The following is a 19,323-nucleotide window of genomic DNA, read 5'->3' as shown; positions in this document are numbered from 1 at the left end:
GAGTGATGTTACTGCTTGCTATCAGGGTAATGGATAACGTTATGAAATACCGCGTTGTCTTTACCGATGTTTTTGTAACCATGTATCTGATTAGCATTAAAGCGCACAGCTTGACCCGCTAGCAATGAATGCCACTCTCCATCAAAAAAGACAGCCATCTCTCCTGAAATACATAAGATATGTTCGGTAACACCCAAGTTATGTGGATCAGACTTATGTTGGTACTCAGGTGCCAAAGTAAGTTCGAAGATCTCAAAGCCTAAAGCTGGCTCGAACGGGAACAATAAACTGACAAAAAAGCCGACATTGTACTCTTCACGTCTCAGTTCGTTGGCATCTCTAAATAGACTCGTGAGTTCATTGTTCGAGCTCGCTGTAATAAAGCTGGAAAATGAAACTTCGAAACCCGACGCTATTTGCCAAAGTTTTGCTACGGTTGGACTGGACTCTCCACGCTCAATTTGACCGAGCATGGCCTTGCTAACTCCTGTCGCTTGCGCTGTTTTATCTAGGCTCCAACCCTTCTCTTTGCGAAGGCGCCTTAGATTGTCACCCACCTTTATTTCTGATTGCATATTTTCTCAACAAATTTTTTCGACAAATAAGTTGTGCGTTATAGCGCACAAGTGCTAGATTGACTCTATGGACGTTATAACGCACATGGAGATCGATTAACATGACTAAGCTAAAACTTTCGCACGTTACAACTGGTTTTATTGCCGTATTTATCGGTTATGCGAGTGCTGCTGCGATTATCTATCAAGCTGCGATGAGTGCCGGCGCAACGGACGAGCAAGTCGCATCGTGGTTTTGGGCATTAGGTATTGGAATGGGGGCTACAACGATTTTGCTCTCGTTTTACTATAAGAAGCCGATCGTAACGGCGTGGTCGACACCTGGGGCTGCGTTGCTAATCACTTCCCTTGAAGGGTTGACCATGAACCAAGCCGTCGCAGTGTTTCTTTTTAGCTCACTGTTGATCACCTTGGTTGGGCTCGCCGGTTTATTCGAGAAGATCCTCAAGCACATACCAACATCGATAGCTTCCGCTATGCTTGCCGGTATTCTGCTGCAATTTGGCTTGGGTTTGTTTTCCTCTCTCATGACAGAGGTTGAGATTGTTTTGGTGATGCTCACCATGTTTATTTTGGCAAGGTCTTGGCTAGGAAACCTACTGATTCCAACGATTTTTGCGGTTGCTCTGGGAATGTGTATCGTCATGGGTAAGCTTGATTTGAGTGAGGTTTCCATTGGTTTGACGGTCCCTGTGGTTATGGTGCCAGATTTCGAATTCTTCTCATTGGTCAGCGTTGGAATCCCACTGTTTATTGTGACTATGGCATCGCAGAATTTACCGGGGTTTGCGGTCTTAAAAGCCAATGGGTATCAAGTGGATTCCTCAAAGGTGATTACCACTACAGGGGTGACAGGTCTTCTGCTAGCGCCTTTGGGAGGTTTTGCATTCAATCTTGCGGCAATTACGGGGGCGATTTGTATGGGGCCAAATGCGGACGAGAACCCCAAAACACGCTACATGGCAGGGATATCAATGGGTGTATTTTATCTTCTGGCTGCGGTCCTCGGTATGTCAATGGTGTCCTTGTTTAGTGCAGTCCCTACAGCGATAGTTATTGCGATAGCTGGCTTGGCTGTGATGCCGACCTTACTAAATTGTTTGTCAGTATCAATGGCGGATGAAAACTATCGAGAGCCCGCACTGTTTACCTTTTTGTTTACTGCCTCTGGTATCAACCTAATGGGGATCGGCAGTGCCTTTTGGGGATTGTGTATTGGTTTGCTTTGTTGCTGGCTACATGACTATAAAACTCGCTCGTGTCAGACGGACAGTACTTCATCAACACAAACATAAATGCTCGAATCTGGATAAGGGCATGAAAGCTTCCAAAGCGAGTTGATTTCATTGACTCGCTTTTTGTGTAAATCGCGTTATTTGTTGTGCAGAGACTTGAGGAGCGTTGATATTTTATTCTTGTTATAATATAACAGTTGCCACTCTCAAATGTTCTAACTCTAATGGAAGCCGCAGCATGTTGTCGAAACTGCATAAACAGTTGATCAGTTGGTCGATGCTCGTCATCGTCGCGCTGGGATCGACCGCTTCTATTATTGGTGAGTTTCGTTCCCATAGTCTTTTGTCTTATAGCCCTGTAGGACATCATCACCATGATGATAAGCAATACAGTGTGGCTCACCATCATGCCGTGGAGCATCATGCTATCGATGAGTCTAGTCAGATGGCAGAAGGACTTGGTTTTGTTTCACATCATGATGCGAGTAATCACCATCATGATAAAGGTCATTTGAAGCCAGAGTTGATGATCACAAGCTCTCAACTTTTGAGCATCGTTAGAGAACCTCGAATTTCTGGTGACCCCAATTACAGCCCCTTCATTTTAGATCGCCCTCCTATAATTTCGATATTCGCCTGATTTCGAGTTGCGTTGACGCGCAGCGAACACAGTTCAATTTATATCGGAGTTTGTATGAAGCAATCCTCTTCCCATGGGGTGAAGTGGCTCAACGATAGCGTTGGCACTCACATAAAAAATGGGGCGGTCTTTTTCATTCTACTTTTCTGCACGTTACTAAGCAGTGATGCCTTGGCACACGCCGTTGCAGAGGGTGATAAAGGCTATATTCAAGAAATTACTGGGACACATATTGTCTCTTTCATGTACTTAGGAGCGAAACACATGGTCACGGGATATGACCATATTTTGTTCCTGTTTGGTGTGATTTTCTTCCTCTATAAGATGAAACACATCGCGCTTTACGTCAGTCTGTTTGCCTTAGGGCATTCATCGACCATGCTATTGGGTGTCTACTTCAATATCGGCATCAACAGCTACATCATCGATGCCATTATCGGCTTCTCGGTGGTCTACAAAGCGATGGATAACCTAGGTGCATTTCAGCGTTGGTTTGGTGTTCAACCGAATACTAAGCTCGCGACCTTACTGTTTGGTTTTTGTCATGGCTTTGGCTTATCGTCCAAGATCATTGATTATGACATTTCACCAGACGGGTTAATTCCCAATCTATTAGCGTTCAACATAGGTGTCGAAATAGGACAGCTCATGGCCCTTGGCACCATTTTGATCGTGATGGGCTTTTGGCGAAGACATGCAAGTTTCTATCGTCAAGCCTATTCGGTAAACGTAGTAATGATGAGTCTCGGTTTTATGCTTATCGGGTATCAAGTAACGGGCTACTTTGTCGCTCAATAAATAGAAAAGGAATTATCCATGTACAATTCAGACATGCCAAACAGAGCCGAGTTACCAACAACCAAGCAGCTCGTTCGCTCTACTGCTATCGCTCTTGTTGTGGCGGTTGTGACCTTAGTTACGGTTATCTTACCTGCTGAGTATGCCATTGACCCCACAGGTGCTGGCAGGATGCTCGGATTGACCGAGATGGGAGAGATCAAGGCTCAACTTGCTCAAGAAGCGGAAGCGGACAGGGCGCGTGATCAAGCGGTAATCGTAGCGACCCCTGTTACAAAAGCTGAACCGAAAGCACGTACTGACTCTCAACAGCAAGCAAGCACAGCTTGGAAAGACAAAATGATGTTGGTACTAAAACCGGGTGAAGGTGCAGAAGTTAAGCTAGTGATGACAGAAGGACAAACAGCGACCTTCGCTTGGTCAGCCAAGGGTGGTCCGGTTAACTTTGATACTCATGGCGATGGAAATGGCAACGCGATCAGTTACGAGAAAGGTAGAGGTGTACCGAACGATGAAGGAGAATTGGTTGCAGCGTTCACTGGACATCACGGTTGGTTCTTTAGAAACCGAAATGATGACACCGTCATGGTGATCATTCGTACCAAAGGTGAATATTCGGCGATGAAGCGAATGCTTTAAGCGAGATAAAAGCTGTTAGTCAAGGCCTACTCAATCGGTAAAGGTGGAACTGATGACTAGGCCTTTTTCGTTTGTGGCACTAATCTACGCTTGGTAACATTGCTAGAGCTGTTAGCTCTCTTCTGTGAAATAACATTTTAAATATAAGTGGCTATATTAGCGTTAAGTACTAAACGTTATCGAAATAACTAATATGGTGTGCTGATTATAAGAGTTATGTAGAGGATGTGTCGGGTAACCGTATTTGAAAGTGAGCGCCAATAGAGGACTCTTGCTCTACTACTCTAATATCACCACCAAGTTTGTGGGTGATCAGGTTATATATAATGGAAAGGCCCAACCCTGTACCTCCATTTAATCGATTGGTTGTATAAAATGGAGTAAATACTTTATTGGCAACGCTATCTTCAATCCCTGTTCCATTATCTTGATAAGACAGGACTATATCTTTATCAGATTCTATGGCTTTTATGTAAATTAGGTTTTTGTCCTCTTTACTTAATTCAAATCCGTGAATGCAGCTATTATTAATTAAATTTGTAAGAATTTGTTCAAGAACCCCGGTATTTAAACGTATGTTTAAGTCTTCGGATATTTCGAGTATGAACTCTACATTATAAGGGGCATATATAGGTTCAATGCTATCAATTAACGCATTAGTTACGTTTAAAACGTTTATATTTTCCACGTCACCATGGTGTTCATGGACAGATGTCTGTTTGAATTGTTGGACTAACTGAGCTGCGCGCTCTAGATTTGAGCTTGTCATCTTGTGAGCAGGGCGTATGCCTTCTAGGAAGTCAACAAAGGTGCTTTCATCAAGTAATTGGTTGTTGTAAGCATTCTCAAGTTGGTTAATGTGATCCTCCATCACCGATAAAGCGGTAATAGCAACTCCAAGCGGTGTATTGACCTCATGAGCTACGCCATTAACGAGGTGACCGAGCGCTTCCATTTTCTCCATTTCTACTTGATATTTCTGCGATTGCTCTAAGTTTTTCAGTAGCTGCTTGATGTTCTCATTTTGGCTTTGAACACTCTGCTGAAGCTCTAAACCTTGTTGTGTGTGCGAGCTAAAATGGTGATTCATCTCCGCCGACTTTATTGTTCTCCCAATGGCGAACGCAATGCTGATGGCGAATTGAATGCTGGATTGGTCTAGCTTAACGCGATGCGGTGCCTGCCTGAGTAGTATGAACCCAATGATTTCTTGATTCAGCTTTACAGGCACTAGGTACGATTGGAAATAGACAAAGTCAGGAATCTTAAGCCACTCGCCCTTCATTGCGTTGGTATGGGTGTAGGCTAAGTGACTTTTGCTATGAATTTGATCCAAAAATATGCGGTAATCTTCCGGCTTAATTGATTGATTTTCAATGATTTTTGTATCTTCTTTGCGTTCTGCGTAAACGCAGCTGACGTCATTTTGGTCTGTTGCTAGCCACAGGCTCGCATCCGAAAGATGTAAGGCAGAATTGAGCAGGTTAAGGCTTTCTTTAGCCAGCAAATCGATATCCCCAAGGTCGATGCTTGGGTGGTCGAGAAGGGCATTTAGTTTCTTGGTAAGCATATTGGTGGTTCAGCTCTTTAGTCTGCATCAGGGTAGTGTTTGCGAATTTCCATGATTTCAGCAAAGTGCTGAATCGCAACATCGGCGATTTTAGGGTCGAAATGAATCCCTTTTTGGTCTTCGATGAGATCAATAATATCTTGGTTGCGCCATGCTTTTTTGTAAGACCGTGCAGAGCCAAGCGCATCAATAACATCTGCAATGGCCATGATACGGCCCTCAAGAGGGATATCTTCCCCCTCTAACTGATTAGGGTAGCCAGAGCCGTTCCATTTCTCATGGTGTGAAAGAGAGACCATTGCACCCATCTGAGGAATCCCATAATTGAGCTTGCTCAATAGGTTGTAACCAATAGTTGGGTGGGTTTTCATAATGTCCCACTCTTCGTCAGACAAGGCAGCAGGCTTATGTAGGATGCTCTCCGGAACGCCTATTTTTCCCAGGTCGTGCATTGGTGCAGCATGCTTGATGATTTGAACATGCTTCTTACCTAACCCGAGTTGTGTTGCAATGAATTCGCAGATCAGAGCCACTCTCAACACATGAGCGCCAGTCTCTTTAGAGCGAGTCTCTATTGCTTCGCTGAGCATTAGCATCAACTGTTGCTGAACTTCCTGAATCTCGTGGTTAGATAAAAGGTTCTTGAAGACCAAAACAAAGTTAGAAGTAAAATGAGGTAGTAGGTTGCTTACGCCTTTGGATATCGGATTTTTGAAATTAAAACCGATAGTAATGTGCTCGAACTCATTGATTTTTAAGCAATGAAGAAGTCGTTTGCTGTTTATGTCGATAATGGGTTTATCAGGTTTCGTGGTTGGCAAATTAACGATGAGGTCTTCAACGGCACTGATCGACTCGCCTTCGAATAGCTCGTTATCATCAGTGATTAAATACTGCCTTTTGACTGGCTGAGCATAGGGCATGTGACTTTCAATATTGATTGCTAGCTGTAATTGGTCATGTTTTAGGAAGCGCTTTAACTCAGAATGTGCCACGTGAAGGAAGCCTTTTATCTCCGAATGAGCCAAAATGGCCTCAGTGGAGGACAGCAACTGCTCCAACCTGTTCTGGTTGGAGGAGATGATTCGAATGTCTCGGTAGGCGCGAAGCGCTGTCAAAACCGAAGTTTTGAGGCGTGTCGCATTTAGCTCAGTTTTATTTTTATAATCATTAATTTCATAGGTGTTGATGACTGTTTCTTCAGGAGCTTGACCTGGCTGCCCCGTTCTTAGTACTAATCGTATCTGCTTGTTGTTCTTTATTTCACGAATCCAATGGATTAATTCAAGGCCAGCACTGTCTGTTTCCATCACCACATCGACTAAAGCAAGCGCGATATCTGAATGTTCTTCGAGTATCTCTTTCGCTTGTTTTGCCGATGATGCTGAGAGTATTTCCAGAGGATTATCTTGAAATTTCAAGCCTGTTAGCGCCATTTTCGATACAGAAATAACATCTGGCTCATCATCAATAAGTAGTACTTTCCATGGGCGATTAACTATTTTTGAATGCGGTTGTTGCATTATTTGAGGAGAGTTATCTTTCCGTTTTTGACTCACTGAAAAAAGAGAGTTGGGCATATTGTTATCCTTAACACAGAGACTGCAGCTTTTAACTTAGTTTTTCGGCTAACTTCAAGCAAGCTTTTCTAGAAAGTCAATTTTTGCGATTGAATTCAATTAAAACTTAGAACCTATTGCCACAAAATCAATTTTAGCTCCAGCTAAGTTTGACCAACAATAGTTTTACACCTAGTAATTAAGTGGTTGTTATATTGTTACTCCATTGTTAGGTTAAATAATTAAATTATGTATGTTTTATAAGAAATAACCTGGTTTGATTATGAGTAACTAAAAATTCAAACAATAGAGTATTAACTTAATTCGTAATTAGTAGTACTTCTTCGTCAGAGGTTGGGAAAGTGAGAGCATTTTTTGAAGTCCATTTAAGGCTAGTGGTTACAGTATGGATAATCTTAATGTCTGTATTAGGACTTCTGTATTTGATGAATTACATGAAATTCGACAGTGTTATGTCGAACGTTGTCTCATCGAAGCTTGATGTTATTTCTTCTTCATTAAAAACCTCAATGGAGCGCGTCGATCGCATGGGTATACCATTTGAATCGGCAGATAACCTTAAAGACCAATTTAATCACGCTCGAACTCGTGAGTCCGATGTAACGGCTATCTCCTTGGTGAACCAAAACGGTGAGCTTCTGATTCATTCTTCAAATACTCAAGGTACACATGTTCCCCCTGAGGTGCTGCGTAGAGCCCTAACCTCAAATGAAGTTCGCTGGTCCTACAACAACGATGCTCAGTTATACAGCGGGCTACAGACTTTCGATAGTTTTGGAAACCTTTCGGGCAGTATAGTCATCGAGTATGACAAATCTGCACTCTTTGGTGTATACGCTCTCGTTAAGTTGCATCTTTTAGAGGCAACTGTCGTGATATTCCTGATAACGGCTTTGATCGTTTTCTTAGTGGTAAGGCTGGGCTTTGGTGATGTTGCGGGTGTCATTGACCTTATCCAAAAATATTCCAAGGGCGATAAACAGCTTTTGGATAAAGCGCCACCGGGCACCATGAGCCAGACATTCGCCGATCAGATCAAACAGAGTGAGAAGATGAAAGCAGAGGTGTCTGCTGAATTAGAAAGATTAAAAGAGCTGTCAAAGAAGCAAGATAAGCAAGACACCGAGGTGATTAAATGAGTAGAGTTCAAACTATGGCGGGCCTAATCAACAAACGCCTAATCTGGATTACTATTGTTAGTGCATTTCTCGCCTCTTTCCTAAGTGCGGCTTACACCTTGGTTGAGTTCAACTTTTCAATCAAGCCTGAACTTCTTAAGAAAGCGAATGCTATTGCGCAGAACATTCAAGACGATGTTGAGCTCGCGATCGATGTCGGTATTCCTTTTGAACAAATAAAAGGGATGGACGCTTATCTAGACAATACGCTTACAACCTACCCAGAGTTAACCTTTGTTGCGATTACGCAGAATGAGGATGTGCTTTATCGCTCTGGTGCAGTCGAAACGCTTGACCCAACTTACGCCGTGGCGTTTGAAAAAGTTTCGAATCAATATTTGTCTGCTACTTTTTTGGAGCGATTGTTTGTTGTCTTCAAAGAGTTGCCGAACTTGTTACCTTCTCTGTTCAGTTCCGATAAAGCTCAAAGTGATGTCTTTCAGCTCGCAATTCAAGGTGCGGAAGAGGTGTCAGGTCGCGTATACGTGGGTTTGAGTTCAACCTTTGTTCAGTCTCAACTGACGGATATCTTTTTCGACATCGCGATTGTACTGATCGCAGTATTGCTGGTTTGCTTCGAAGTAGTGATGGTCGTGGTGATGTTTTATGTATCAGGGCCATTAGAAGAGTCTGAGTCAATCCTAAAGCGTCAGGTAAAAGGGGACTTTTCCGTTAATGAGAGAACCAGTTCCCACGGTGTGATTGGTCTGTTTTCTCAGCGTCTAAACGAAGACTCTAAAGATCTCCAGTCTCGATTTAAAGCTCTGTTTTCTCGATTTATTTCGTCTAAATCTGATGTCGACGGTCATGCTGAATCAAATACGGTCACTTCCAAGTTATCAAGTATCTCAGAGCGATTTAGTTTAGAGAGTAAACTCGGCTTTCACAAAGGTAACATTGTTGATGCCCGAATTCCGCTCTTTGTTTTCTCTTTTGCAGAAGAGCTTTCAAAATCCTTCATGCCGCTGTTCGTGAACGAGTTTTATAAGCCGACTAGCTGGATTTCAAAAGATGTGATGCTTGGTCTGCCGATTTCCGTCTTCATGTTCGTGATCGCTGCGTGTACTCCATTTGCTGCAAAGTGGGTTGACCGCTGGGGGCAGAAGCAACTTTTCTTGTTAGGTTTGATTCCCGCAATTGGTGGTTACTTTGGATGTGCCTTTGCGCAAGACAGCATGGACATCGTAATCGCTCGTGGTGTGACGGCCTTTGGTTACGCGATTATCACCATAAGCTGTCAAAGCTATATTGCAGCTGTTATTACACCTGAAAACCGAGCAAAAGGCATGTCGATTTTTGTTGGTGTCTTAATGACGGCAACGATGTGTGGCACCGCGTTAGGCGCAATCATTGCTGACCGTATCGGTTATCAGCCGGTGTTCTTACTCTCGGCATTATTGGCGGCATTTGCAGGCTTCTTAGCATGGCGCATGTTTATTGGTGATGTTTCTGGCGATAGCGCTAAAAGTAAGGCATCGGCGAAGGGCAGCGTTTTGCTGTTGGCTAAAAACTTGCGCTTCATGGCGGTGATCTTGTTCTGTGCTATCCCAGCCAAGATTGTGCTTACGGGCTTCCTATATTTCTTGGTTCCACTTTATCTCGTGTCTCTCGACGCCAGCCAATCGGAAATTGGTCGCGTCATGATGATCTACTCATTGGTGATCATTCCGCTGAGCCCTATAGCTTCTGGCATTGCAGATCGCACCCAGAAGACAAAACAGCTGGTAGTTTTGGGCACCTTGCTATCTGGGGCAATACTCATCTCGATGTACGGTGATGATTCAATATTTAAGATCTTACTGGCCGTAACACTCATGGGTATTGCGCATTCAATCTTGAAAGCGCCACTTATCGCTTGTGCACTTGAAGCATCAGAAGCAACACCTGAAGTTGGACGTACCGAAGTACTTGGCTTACTTCGTACCTCTGAGCGAATTGGTAGTGTTATTGGTCCAATTTTAGTGGCATCACTGTTGATCAGTTACAGCTTTGGTCAAGCGATGACCATAGTGGGTGGCGGTATTTTCCTCGCCGGTATTGCCATGTTTATGATTCTTAGAATGCCAGAGCGAAAAGCAGTAGGGTCGTCATTATGAATAAGATAATCGTATTGTTGATCACCCTTATTGTCTCTAGCTTGGCGCACGCTGAAAAGCCGAAATCTGTTTATATGACAGTTTGGCGTGGTTGTGAGGAGGCGTGCCAAGGATTCTTTGACTATATTAAAACCAATAACTTACCGGTCGAAGTGACTTTGCGAAACGCAGACCGGGATAAAACGAAGTTGGCAGAGTTTCTTGAAGAGGCTAAAACCCTCTCTCCAGACTTGGTTGTGACTTGGGGAACCAGCGTCAGTAAAGCAATTATTGGGACCCGAGAAGAGTTTGGGAATAAGACAAAGTTAGGTGACATACCGGCGCTCTTTATGATTGTGGCTGACCCTGTAGGTGCGGGCATTATTGACTCCCCACAAACGTCAGGTCGTACGCTAGTCACTGGGATTCGAAATCGAATTGATGAAGAAGTACAGATCCGTGTTATGCGCGAATACTTCCCAGTGAACAAGATTGGCGTGGTGTACTCCACAGCCGAGCTCAACTCCAACTTGAATACCGAAAAGCTGCAGAGCTTAGAACAGAAGATGGAATTTGAAACCTTGGTTGAGACTTACGAACTTGATGAAAATGGTAAACCATTACCTGGCCAGTTTGACGCTAAGATGCAGAAACTTGTCGAGCAAGGAGCGGATGTCGTGTACGTCGGTTCAAGCTCTTACAACCTAGCGAATCGTGATGAGTTCACAGCGTCTGCTGTCGCTCATGGCCTACCTGTCGCATCTGCTTACGATTCAATGGTGACAAAATCGAACGCATTGATCTCGGTATCGAATAAATACTATCGAGTAGGACAACTCGCGGCAAACCAAGCTGAGAAGGTGCTTTTTGAGGGCGTAGAGCCGGGATCTCTACCCATTGCTGAGTTAAGCAGCTACTCAATATCGATCAACATGGAAGTAGCAAGGAACATGTCTATCTTCCCTCCGATTCAATTGCTGCGGTTTGCCGAACTGGTAAACGCGGACATGAAGTAAGGGTCGAATATGCAAGGATCGCACTACACACTGAAAATTGAGGAGGTTCAATGAACGAATTGATTGAACCTCAGGGCAGCCTTCTGGTGGTCAAAAACTCAAAGAGTAAAGAGTTTGTCGCTTCTGAGCTATCAGTCTCTGAAGCCGTGAGCGACGAGTATGAGTTTGAAGTAACGGTATTAGCGACCAGCTCTAGCGCTGAAGATTGGATTGGTGAGCCGATCGATTGCAATTTTTACACTGAAACCGGTACAAGTCGCAAAGAAGTACGAACATTTAAAGGCTATGTGGTAAAGGCTCAGGTGCAATCGCAACGTGTCGATTCATCCTATTTTGGCGTTAAGCTGACCGTTCAGCCTTGGTTTTTCTTGCTCAAACACTCTCGTCAGTGTCGTGTTTTCCAAGAGGCGAGTGTACAGACGATCGTTACCAGCATCTTTGATGACTTGGGTTTCAAAGGCGACTACAGCGTCAAGAGTATGCCCTCGACCAAGCGTGAGTACTGCATCCAGTTCAACGAATCTGATTTTGATTTCGTTACTCGATTACTGGCGGAAGAAGGCGTGCACTATTACTTCGGTAAAGACAGCAAAGCAGACACCCTTTATTTGCAACAAGCCTCTAAACCGTTTGCTTCAGACGATAGCGTCACTGTTGATTATGCGGCACAACCGTCGGGCGATTATGAGGTGCTTGATACTTGGCAACGAGAGAAACGCTTCCACAGTGCTTCACTCGAAATTGCTGGTTACGACTATAACCAAACCAAACTGGTAACGAGTAAAGCGAAGAAATCGAAATATACGCTATCGAACAACTCAAAGCTTACCGAGTATCGTTACCCGTCAGCAAGCCCTGCTGGTAGTTACACCGACTTAGCCAGTGCTTTGGTTGAAAGTCAGCGCGGTCAATTGGACTCTTCATACGATAGAGCTTATGCCAAAACGCAATCGTCAGATGTTTGTGCAGGGCACTTTCTAAAGTTAGCGGGTCATTCAGATACTACTCAGAAAGGCAATTATCTCGTCTCTGGGCTGCGCTACGAGTTTGATGAAAAGAGTGGTGACTTAAAGGCTGAATTAACCTGTATTCCAGAAGACCAAGTCTTTTATCCAGCCGGAAAAGATAAACCTGTTTTGCATGGCCTGCAATCTGCTTTGGTATCAGGCAGTAAAGATGGTGAGCCAGCGAATGACGCTTTAGGACGCGTAAGAATTAAGTTCCATTGGGATCCTGAGAGCGGCGATAAAACCAGTTGCTGGGTGCGTGTTGCTCAGGCAATGGCGGGCAATGGATATGGCGCTCAATTTTTGCCTCGCGCGGGTCAAGAAGTACTGGTGAGCTTTATCAATGGCGACCCTGATCAACCAGTGATCGTTTCAAGTGTTTACAACAGCAAACATAAGCCACCTTATCCAACCGCAAACACCACTCAAAGTGGCGTGATGACGAAGTTGGCTGGCAAGGCGAATGAAATCAAACTCGACGATAAGAAAGACAATGAGCTGTTTGCTGTCAATGCCGCAAAAGATATGACACGTGACATTGTTAATGATTACACCGAAACCGTGGGCGGAGAGTACAAGTCGACAGTCACTAAAAACGTCACACAAACCATTGAACAGAAAAATATTCTATCTGCTAAAGAAGGTATCGAGCTTTCTACAGATAAGTCGTATGCCCTTAAGGCAAAAGAATCTATTACCGGAGACGGTAAGACGATCACACTAACTGCGGATGACACCCTGACTCTTAAAGTGGGCAGCAGCAAGATCGTGATCAGCAGCGATAAGATCGAGTTATCAAGCGGCACTGTGGCTATCAGTGGTAGCTCAAAAGTCTCGCTAGATGGCGGCAGCCTCAGCCAATCGGGTACCTCAGTTAGCATCTCATCAAAAGGCTCTTTAAGCGCTAAGGCCAGCACATCGATGTCACTTAGTGCGTCTACGAGCTTTGCTGCGAAAGGCAGTACTGGCGCCAAGATTCAAGGGCTTAACGCAGAGTTAAAAGGGGACGTTACCGCCAAGGTTTCTGGAGCAGCAACCGCTGAGATCAGTTCATCAGGTCAAACTGCCGTGAAAGGCACAATAGTGATGGTGAACTAATGAAAAAGATCCCGTACAAGAATTCAGCTCAGATACTTGCTCATTTTGAATTATCAGAAGAAGCAAGCGCATTGGTAAACGGAGAGACGTTACCAACAGAGGCGATCGCTAAGTTGCAAGAAGCTGGTTTGAACATTGACCTCACCAACTACCTCGCACACGCGTTGCCAATGCGAGAGGCGGTTTGGTGGTCGGTGCAAGCGACGTTATTAAGAAAAGCTGATTTAACAAACCAAGAGCTGAAGCTCATTAATGAGAGTGGCAAGTGGGTGAAAGAGCCCAACGAAGCGGCGCGAAGACACATTGAAAAGACCTTAGAGCCTCTGCCAAATGAAAGCTCAGCGAGATGGGTAGGGCAATCCGTATTTTGGAGTGGTCAAGGCAGCATTGCACCTGCAGATTTGCCTGTCGTGATGCCTGCCGATCTTCTTTACGCAAAAGCTGTGGCTGGTGCTGTAAACACAGCCGCCGCCTTACCTGAATGGTCTGGGTATAAGGCTTATTACAAGAAGGTGTTTAGCAGTGCCATCGACATTGCCAATGGCGGCTCTGGGATGATTAGTGAAGGAGGCCAATGATGCCGTCTGCTGCAAGATTAACTGACATGCACACCTGTCCGATGCAAACACCGGGTACTCCGCCAATTCCTCATGTGGGAGGGCCAATTGTAGGGCCGGGCGCAGTCACTGTACTGATATGTAAATTACCAGCGGCAAAAATGGGCGACTCGCTGGTATGTGTAGGACCACCGGACAGCATTGTAAAAGGCAGTGCGACTGTTCTAATCAATAGCACTCCGGCTGCACGAATGGGCGACACAACAAGTCACGGGGGCAGCATTGTTTTTGGTGCTCCGACGGTTCAAATAGGTGGGTAGTTGAAAGGACTAACTATGAAGATGGTGAGTGGAGGGAACGATGCCAACGCATACTCTTGAGGGAGTTATTTCTCAAACAACGTTTTGGGACAATGACCATAAGCGCGAACAGATAGAAGAACTTGTCGAGCAAGCGAAGCTGGCTAACCCCAAGCTGCATGCTTTTATGCTTAATCTTACTCGTAAAGTAAATAATGAGTCAGGTAAGGCGATTGCCTATAACCGTGGGCCTTTGAAAACGCGTGAGCGTATCGCAGCTAAGTGTGGCATTACCAATTGGGATGACCCTACGACAGATAAAACGCAGGGTGTCAAAAAGCCTTTGGCGGTAAAGGACATCGCTCGTGCAACGATTGTTTTTAGCACTATCGCCCAGATGTTCGCATTCCGAGACTACATCTACACAACACCTGAATATCAGGCGATTAAAGACAAACAATCAGACGCTGTAAAAGATCTCTGGGAAAAAGAGATCCTAGACCAATACAAAGACGTGAAGTTTTTCTTACAGGTAGAAATCGACTTTTCAACTAAGGTCAACAACGTACCTACGCCTAAGAAAACGATCCCTCATATTGTCGAACTTCAATTAAACGTGAGTCAGATGGCTTGGGGTAAAACCTATGGTCATGCTTTCTATAACCTGTCACGCCTTGCTTATATCGATGGCAAGCAGAAGTTTGTTTGGGACGACACGGATTGTGTCATCACTGTTCCTGCTGATATTTCAGGAAAAGTAGCGAACAAGCTAAGAACGGCTATTACTCATTGTCGAAGTATTGCATGCGGAGATCAGGACGTACTGTTGGCTGCAAGCATCCTATCCAAGATGGTCTCGGCAAAATTCAAACTTCCTTCGTCTAAGGAGTGTGAATCGTTACCGGCAGCTCAACACTACAGCTACAAGAATCGTAAGAAACCCCTTGTGATTCAATGTGGCCCTTATGATTACAAGAAAGCGGCTAATCAAGACTCTAGTAACGCGCAAGCTTGGGCCATCTCGTTTTTAGCGAGCTTTATCTGGGCGAACTTCACCAAGTCTCAGCATAAGCCTGGCGTGACGGGTACAGCAGCCAACTGGCATGCGAAGTAGTAAGGAATCAATGAATGTTTGAAGATTTGCTGACACCGATTTCTGATGAAGCACCTTGTGGTGAATATCTAAAAGATAATCGCTCGCTGTTTCGTGGCTACCGTAACGAATTCAATATGGCGCAGTCGTCATTTCGTCAGCTAATGGAAATTCCCGATGCTCTAGAAGATGCAGAGCTAGTGGAGGCGAATTTCGCGAACTGGCAAAAGTTGTCGGACACCTGCTATCAATGTCTGAAAGAGAATTCGAAAGACCTTGAAATCTTCTCGTGGTTCACCGTTGCTCAGTTGTTTGGGCCAGAGCCGTTCCAAAATTTGTCGAGCTCTCTGAAAACTATGGAGAGCGTGGTCGAAAAGTACTGGGACACGCTAAACCCTGTATTACCAGAGAAAAAACGCAAAGGTGACACTGAACAGCAACAAGCGGTTGAAGTGGCAGAGCACAGAATCAAACCTTTGCTACAGCTGATTGGTGATACCGCAGAGAGTGGTTTGTTGTACATGCCGCTTCAAATGTTAGCGCTAGTGGGTGATATCGATTACGGCAGGTTCTACAAGAATGAAAAAGACGGCACTTTAGCGACATTAAAAGCTGAAGCGGTGTCGGCTCTGGCGAGTGAAAGAGGCGAGGTTGAAGCTCGTATCTTGGCACTGGGTGAGTCTTTAGAGGCGCTAACTCAGCTTGAAATACAGATTTCAAGTAAGTGTGGTGATGTCGGTGCTCAGGCTTTGAGTTTCCGTTTTGTTAAAGAGTCTATTGAGCGATTAATTTCAGCACTTCGATACCTTGTTGGGGAACAGTTCGCTCATTGGCCACTTGACCCTGTAGTCGAAACGCCGGCTGAACCAGAGCCCGCGGAAGTAACACCAACAGGTGATCCCGCTGTTGCAGATGCTGTCGCGGAGTCGCCGACCACCCCCGCTGTGTCTTCAGTTTCTGCTGCAGCTCCTACTGCTCTCAGCTCACCTGCAATCGCGACTATGGCAACAGCCAGTGCAGCAGCGACTCGTGAACAAGCATTGGCAGATCTGCAGGTGATTGCCGACTACTTTTTAGAGAATGAACCACACAGTCCAATTTATTTACTACTTAAACGAGCGATACGTTGGGGAGGAATGTCATTACCAGAATTACTCGAAGAACTGGTCGGCGATAACAACGCCGTACATCAAAGAATCGAACATCTAGCTGGACTTGAGAGTGCTGAGCATAAAGCAGAACTCAAAGCGACAGCGGTACCACAACCTCAAGTGGTCATGCCGCCGGAGACAGTTCAGGAAGAAGTGAAAGCGCAGGAATCAACCTCTACCCCAAGCTCTGATTCAGGGCTCTCCAATATTGAGTGGTAGCGGTTACTAACAGTCAAAAATGACAAATCATAGAAAAGGGAATAATCATGGCTTCTATTTACATGCGAATTGATGGTTTAAACACGATTAAAGGTGCAGCAACAATTGGTGATATCGGTGGCAAGAAAGGCTTCTTCGCTATCGACAACATGAGCTGGGGCGCAAACCGTGGCGTAGCCGTTGATGTTGGTAACGCAAACAACGCAGACAAAGGTATGGTTTCACTGGATGCAATCCATGTCTCTCGTACTTCAGATGGTGCATCTCCTCATCTAACAACATTCTTATTTGCACCAGGTGCAGAAGGTAAAACGGTTGAAATTCTGCTGACTAAACCATCTCGTGATGGCGCAGGTGCAGATCCATACCTTGTATTAACTCTAGAGAAAACTCGTATTGCTAGCTACAACATTCACGGCTCTGATGGCCAGCTACCAGTAGAAGATTTCTCACTGACATACACCACGCTGACTAAGGTTTACTACCAAGAAGGTGACGGCGGTAAGATCGAGAAAGGCGATACTGTTAAGTTCGATTGTACCACAGGCAAACTTGAGTCTAAGGCGGCTTAATTTTGATTAACAGGGAGAAGTAACGTGGCTTTAAATTCACAACACAAACGTGTTAGCAAAAACCGGGTAAGTATCACTTACGATGTCGAAACCAATGGTGCAGTAGAGAACAAAGAACTGCCGTTTGTTGTCGGTGTTATTGGGGATTTTTCTGCGCATAAAGAAGATCGTGAAGATTTAGAAGAGAGAACGTTTTACCAGATCGATAAAGATAACTTCGACACTGTGCTTAAACGTGTAGGCCCAGAGCTAAAGTTGAAAGTAGACAACACGCTACAAGATGACGATAGCCAATTTGAAGCCGCTTTATCTTTCTCTTCAATGAAAGACTTCGAGCCAGATGCTCTCATCGAGCAAGTTGAACCATTGAAAAAACTTGCAGAAACACGTCAGCAACTAAAGACACTCCTTTCAAAAGCGGATCGTTCTCGTGATCTTGAGAAGCTATTGAAAGAGGTACTACAAAGTGCAGATCAGATTAACGCACTTTCTAGTGAGTTGGGCGTAGAAAGCAAAGGAGATGAGTAATGAGTTCTGAACTAGAAAGCCAAGCGGGTGAACAAGCTGAAGCGGTCTCGGCAAGTCTATTAGATAGAGCGATTGCAGCGACTAACCAAACCCCGGCTGATACAACCAAAGAACTGTTCTCAGTACTGGCAGAGCAGGCTCTAAGCGGCACTGTTACCTGGGATAAAAACGTTTCTAAAACGATAGAAAACGCGATTGCTCAGATCGATAAGCAGATGTCTAAGCAGCTTTCACAAGTGATGCAAAACGATGAGTTCCAGAGACTAGAAGGCTCTTGGCGCGGATTGAACAAACTAGTGAAAGAGAGTGAAACTGGTCAGTCGCTTAAGATTAAATTGGTCGATTTTACTAAAGATGAACTCATTGAGCAGTTTGAAGATGCGCCTGCAGTTGATCGTAGCCCGCTATTCGATGCGCTTTATCAGAAAGAGTTCGGCACGGCTGGTGGTGAACCTTATGGTGCATTGATCGGTGACTACAGCTTCAGTCATAAAGATGAAGATGTAGCGCTACTGAGATACATGGGTGAAACAGCGGCAGCAAGCCATGCTCCTTTTGTTGCAGCAGCTAACCCTGAAATGTTTGAGTTTGATTCGTTTGAAACCTTCGATGAAGGTAAGCCAGTTGCAGCTGGTTTTGACTCTCCAGCGTACGCTTCTTGGAACGCTTTCCGTGAAAGTGATGATGCTCGCTACGTGGTACTAACCATGCCTCAAACGCTTGCTCGTCTTCCATATGGCGAAAAAGGTCTGGCAACTAACTCATTCAATTATGAAGAGCTAGCAACAGACGCAGAGGGTAACCCTAAACCAAGCAATAACTCAGAGTTAGTTTGGTCTAACGCTGCGTTTGAGTTTGGCTTGAAAATGACCCAAGCTCACACGCAATTTGGTTGGTGTACGGCAGTTCGCGGCCTAGACAATGGCGGTAAGGTTGAGAACCTTCCTAACCTGACGTTTAAGTCTGATGCTGGTGATATTCAGCAGCAATGTCCGATCGAAGTTAACCTGACGGATGAGCGTGAAAAAGAGCTGAGCGACCTTGGGTTCTTGCCTTTGGTTCACTACAAAAACACCAACTACGGTGTGTTTATCGGTAGCCAAACGACTCAGAAGCCAAAAGTCTACACCGACCCTGATGCAACCAGCAATGCAGCGATCTCTGCTCGTATCCCTTACATCATGGCAAGTAGCCGTATCGCACATTACCTCAAAGTAATGGGTCGCGATATGTTGGGCTCGAACCTAGAAGCAACGGATATTCAGAAGCAACTGCAAACGTGGATTGATCAATACACGAACTCTGGTGCTGTTGGTAACTCTGAACGTTCTAAAACACCGCTATGTGAATCTCAGATTCAGGTTGTGGAACAGCCAGGTAGACCGGGTGCGTACTCTGCTGTCGCTCACCTAAGACCGTGGTTGCAAATGGAGGAATTAACCACTTCTGTCCGTATGGTTACGAAGATCCCAGGTTAATTTGGAACAACAGCA

18 protein-coding genes are annotated in these 19,323 nt (G+C 44.9%); 15 read left to right on the top strand and 3 right to left on the bottom strand.

The features are described from left to right. Positions 1–8: 8 nt before the first annotated feature. Positions 9–575 (bottom strand): helix-turn-helix domain-containing protein, encoded by a 567-nt coding sequence (locus KI743_RS14725; RefSeq protein ID WP_285466995.1) that lies wholly within the window; start codon positions 573–575, stop codon positions 9–11. Between the two features lie 101 nt (positions 576–676). On the opposite strand from KI743_RS14725, the gene KI743_RS14720 reads away from it, so the two are divergent. The 4 genes from KI743_RS14720 to KI743_RS14705 all read left to right on the top strand — a co-directional run bounded on the left by KI743_RS14720 (position 677) and on the right by KI743_RS14705 (position 3,887). After that, entirely contained in the window at positions 677–1,870 is a 1,194-nt protein-coding gene (locus KI743_RS14720; RefSeq protein WP_285466994.1) for a benzoate/H(+) symporter BenE family transporter, read from the top strand. A 178-nt stretch (positions 1,871–2,048) separates the two neighbouring features. After that, positions 2,049–2,450, top strand: a complete 402-nt coding sequence (locus KI743_RS14715; RefSeq protein ID WP_285466993.1) for a hypothetical protein — start codon at positions 2,049–2,051, stop codon at positions 2,448–2,450. Between the two features lie 54 nt (positions 2,451–2,504). Further along, complete coding sequence (locus tag KI743_RS14710) at positions 2,505–3,248, top strand: HupE/UreJ family protein (protein WP_152469778.1); 744 nt, start codon at positions 2,505–2,507, stop codon at positions 3,246–3,248. A gap of 18 nt (positions 3,249–3,266) precedes the next feature. Then, positions 3,267–3,887 (top strand): transmembrane anchor protein, encoded by a 621-nt coding sequence (locus KI743_RS14705; protein WP_285466992.1) that lies wholly within the window; start codon positions 3,267–3,269, stop codon positions 3,885–3,887. A 214-nt stretch (positions 3,888–4,101) separates the two neighbouring features. On the opposite strand, the gene KI743_RS14700 is transcribed toward KI743_RS14705, so the two are convergent. Then, the gene (locus KI743_RS14700) at positions 4,102–5,457 is read right to left on the bottom strand and encodes a sensor histidine kinase (protein WP_285466990.1); all 1,356 of its coding nucleotides are present in this window, start codon (positions 5,455–5,457) and stop codon (positions 4,102–4,104) included. Positions 5,458–5,474: 17 nt separating this feature from the next. Next, positions 5,475–7,037 carry an HD domain-containing phosphohydrolase gene (locus KI743_RS14695; protein ID WP_285466988.1) on the bottom strand — a complete coding sequence of 521 codons (1,563 nt, stop codon included), beginning with the start codon at positions 7,035–7,037 and terminating at the stop codon, positions 5,475–5,477. Between the two features lie 398 nt (positions 7,038–7,435). Here KI743_RS14695 and KI743_RS14690 point away from each other — a divergent pair, with 398 nt between their 5' ends. Genes KI743_RS14690 through tssC form a run of 11 tightly spaced genes read left to right on the top strand, consistent with a single transcriptional unit; the run spans position 7,436 to position 19,308 of the window. Then, positions 7,436–8,176, top strand: a complete 741-nt coding sequence (locus KI743_RS14690; protein WP_285466987.1) for a hypothetical protein — start codon at positions 7,436–7,438, stop codon at positions 8,174–8,176. After that, positions 8,173–10,311, top strand: coding sequence for an MFS transporter (locus KI743_RS14685; RefSeq protein WP_285466986.1), 2,139 nt, complete (start codon positions 8,173–8,175; stop codon positions 10,309–10,311). The genes KI743_RS14690 and KI743_RS14685 overlap by 4 nt, the downstream gene beginning before the upstream one ends. Continuing rightward, on the top strand, positions 10,308–11,306 hold the full coding sequence (locus KI743_RS14680; protein ID WP_285466985.1) for an ABC transporter substrate-binding protein: 999 nt from the start codon (positions 10,308–10,310) through the stop codon (positions 11,304–11,306). The genes KI743_RS14685 and KI743_RS14680 overlap by 4 nt, the downstream gene beginning before the upstream one ends. A gap of 50 nt (positions 11,307–11,356) precedes the next feature. Next, positions 11,357–13,411, top strand: coding sequence for a type VI secretion system Vgr family protein (locus KI743_RS14675; RefSeq protein ID WP_285466984.1), 2,055 nt, complete (start codon positions 11,357–11,359; stop codon positions 13,409–13,411). After that, the gene (locus tag KI743_RS14670) at positions 13,411–13,989 is read left to right on the top strand and encodes a hypothetical protein (RefSeq protein WP_032552867.1); all 579 of its coding nucleotides are present in this window, start codon (positions 13,411–13,413) and stop codon (positions 13,987–13,989) included. Before KI743_RS14675 ends, KI743_RS14670 begins: the two co-directional genes overlap by 1 nt. After that, entirely contained in the window at positions 13,989–14,288 is a 300-nt protein-coding gene (locus KI743_RS14665) for a PAAR domain-containing protein (RefSeq protein ID WP_032552866.1), read from the top strand. The genes KI743_RS14670 and KI743_RS14665 overlap by 1 nt, the downstream gene beginning before the upstream one ends. 40 nt (positions 14,289–14,328) lie before the next feature. Then, positions 14,329–15,381 carry a hypothetical protein gene (locus KI743_RS14660; protein ID WP_032552865.1) on the top strand — a complete coding sequence of 351 codons (1,053 nt, stop codon included), beginning with the start codon at positions 14,329–14,331 and terminating at the stop codon, positions 15,379–15,381. Between the two features lie 14 nt (positions 15,382–15,395). Continuing rightward, positions 15,396–16,730, top strand: coding sequence for an ImpA family type VI secretion system protein (locus tag KI743_RS14655; protein ID WP_285466981.1), 1,335 nt, complete (start codon positions 15,396–15,398; stop codon positions 16,728–16,730). 47 nt (positions 16,731–16,777) lie between these two features. After that, positions 16,778–17,302: a type VI secretion system tube protein Hcp gene (locus KI743_RS14650; RefSeq protein ID WP_032552863.1), complete on the top strand. Its 525-nt coding sequence runs from the start codon at positions 16,778–16,780 to the stop codon at positions 17,300–17,302. Between the two features lie 24 nt (positions 17,303–17,326). Beyond that, positions 17,327–17,830 (top strand): type VI secretion system contractile sheath small subunit, encoded by a 504-nt coding sequence (gene tssB, locus KI743_RS14645; protein ID WP_032552862.1) that lies wholly within the window; start codon positions 17,327–17,329, stop codon positions 17,828–17,830. Next, on the top strand, positions 17,830–19,308 hold the full coding sequence (tssC, locus tag KI743_RS14640) for a type VI secretion system contractile sheath large subunit (protein ID WP_032552861.1): 1,479 nt from the start codon (positions 17,830–17,832) through the stop codon (positions 19,306–19,308). The genes tssB and tssC overlap by 1 nt, the downstream gene beginning before the upstream one ends. The last annotated feature ends 15 nt before the right edge of the window (positions 19,309–19,323 follow it).

Source organism: Vibrio sp. D420a (assembly GCF_030248625.1).
Taxonomy (GTDB): Bacteria; Pseudomonadota; Gammaproteobacteria; order Enterobacterales; family Vibrionaceae; genus Vibrio; species Vibrio fortis_A.
Note: the sequence above shows the minus strand (reverse complement) of the source record. Positions and strands in the feature narration are given on the sequence as shown.

Coding starts and splice junctions, on each gene's coding strand:
- KI743_RS14665 (WP_032552866.1), top strand. CDS start 13,989: ATGCCGTCTGCTGCAAGATTAACTGACATGCACACCTGTCCGATGCAA.
- KI743_RS14710 (WP_152469778.1), top strand. CDS start 2,505: ATGAAGCAATCCTCTTCCCATGGGGTGAAGTGGCTCAACGATAGCGTT.
- KI743_RS14660 (WP_032552865.1), top strand. CDS start 14,329: ATGCCAACGCATACTCTTGAGGGAGTTATTTCTCAAACAACGTTTTGG.
- KI743_RS14655 (WP_285466981.1), top strand. CDS start 15,396: ATGTTTGAAGATTTGCTGACACCGATTTCTGATGAAGCACCTTGTGGT.
- KI743_RS14720 (WP_285466994.1), top strand. CDS start 677: ATGACTAAGCTAAAACTTTCGCACGTTACAACTGGTTTTATTGCCGTA.
- KI743_RS14685 (WP_285466986.1), top strand. CDS start 8,173: ATGAGTAGAGTTCAAACTATGGCGGGCCTAATCAACAAACGCCTAATC.
- KI743_RS14725 (WP_285466995.1), bottom strand. CDS start 575: ATGCAATCAGAAATAAAGGTGGGTGACAATCTAAGGCGCCTTCGCAAA.
- KI743_RS14705 (WP_285466992.1), top strand. CDS start 3,267: ATGTACAATTCAGACATGCCAAACAGAGCCGAGTTACCAACAACCAAG.
- KI743_RS14715 (WP_285466993.1), top strand. CDS start 2,049: ATGTTGTCGAAACTGCATAAACAGTTGATCAGTTGGTCGATGCTCGTC.
- KI743_RS14695 (WP_285466988.1), bottom strand. CDS start 7,037: ATGCCCAACTCTCTTTTTTCAGTGAGTCAAAAACGGAAAGATAACTCT.
- KI743_RS14670 (WP_032552867.1), top strand. CDS start 13,411: ATGAAAAAGATCCCGTACAAGAATTCAGCTCAGATACTTGCTCATTTT.
- KI743_RS14675 (WP_285466984.1), top strand. CDS start 11,357: ATGAACGAATTGATTGAACCTCAGGGCAGCCTTCTGGTGGTCAAAAAC.
- KI743_RS14700 (WP_285466990.1), bottom strand. CDS start 5,457: ATGCTTACCAAGAAACTAAATGCCCTTCTCGACCACCCAAGCATCGAC.
- KI743_RS14650 (WP_032552863.1), top strand. CDS start 16,778: ATGGCTTCTATTTACATGCGAATTGATGGTTTAAACACGATTAAAGGT.
- tssC (WP_032552861.1), top strand. CDS start 17,830: ATGAGTTCTGAACTAGAAAGCCAAGCGGGTGAACAAGCTGAAGCGGTC.
- KI743_RS14680 (WP_285466985.1), top strand. CDS start 10,308: ATGAATAAGATAATCGTATTGTTGATCACCCTTATTGTCTCTAGCTTG.
- KI743_RS14690 (WP_285466987.1), top strand. CDS start 7,436: ATGTCTGTATTAGGACTTCTGTATTTGATGAATTACATGAAATTCGAC.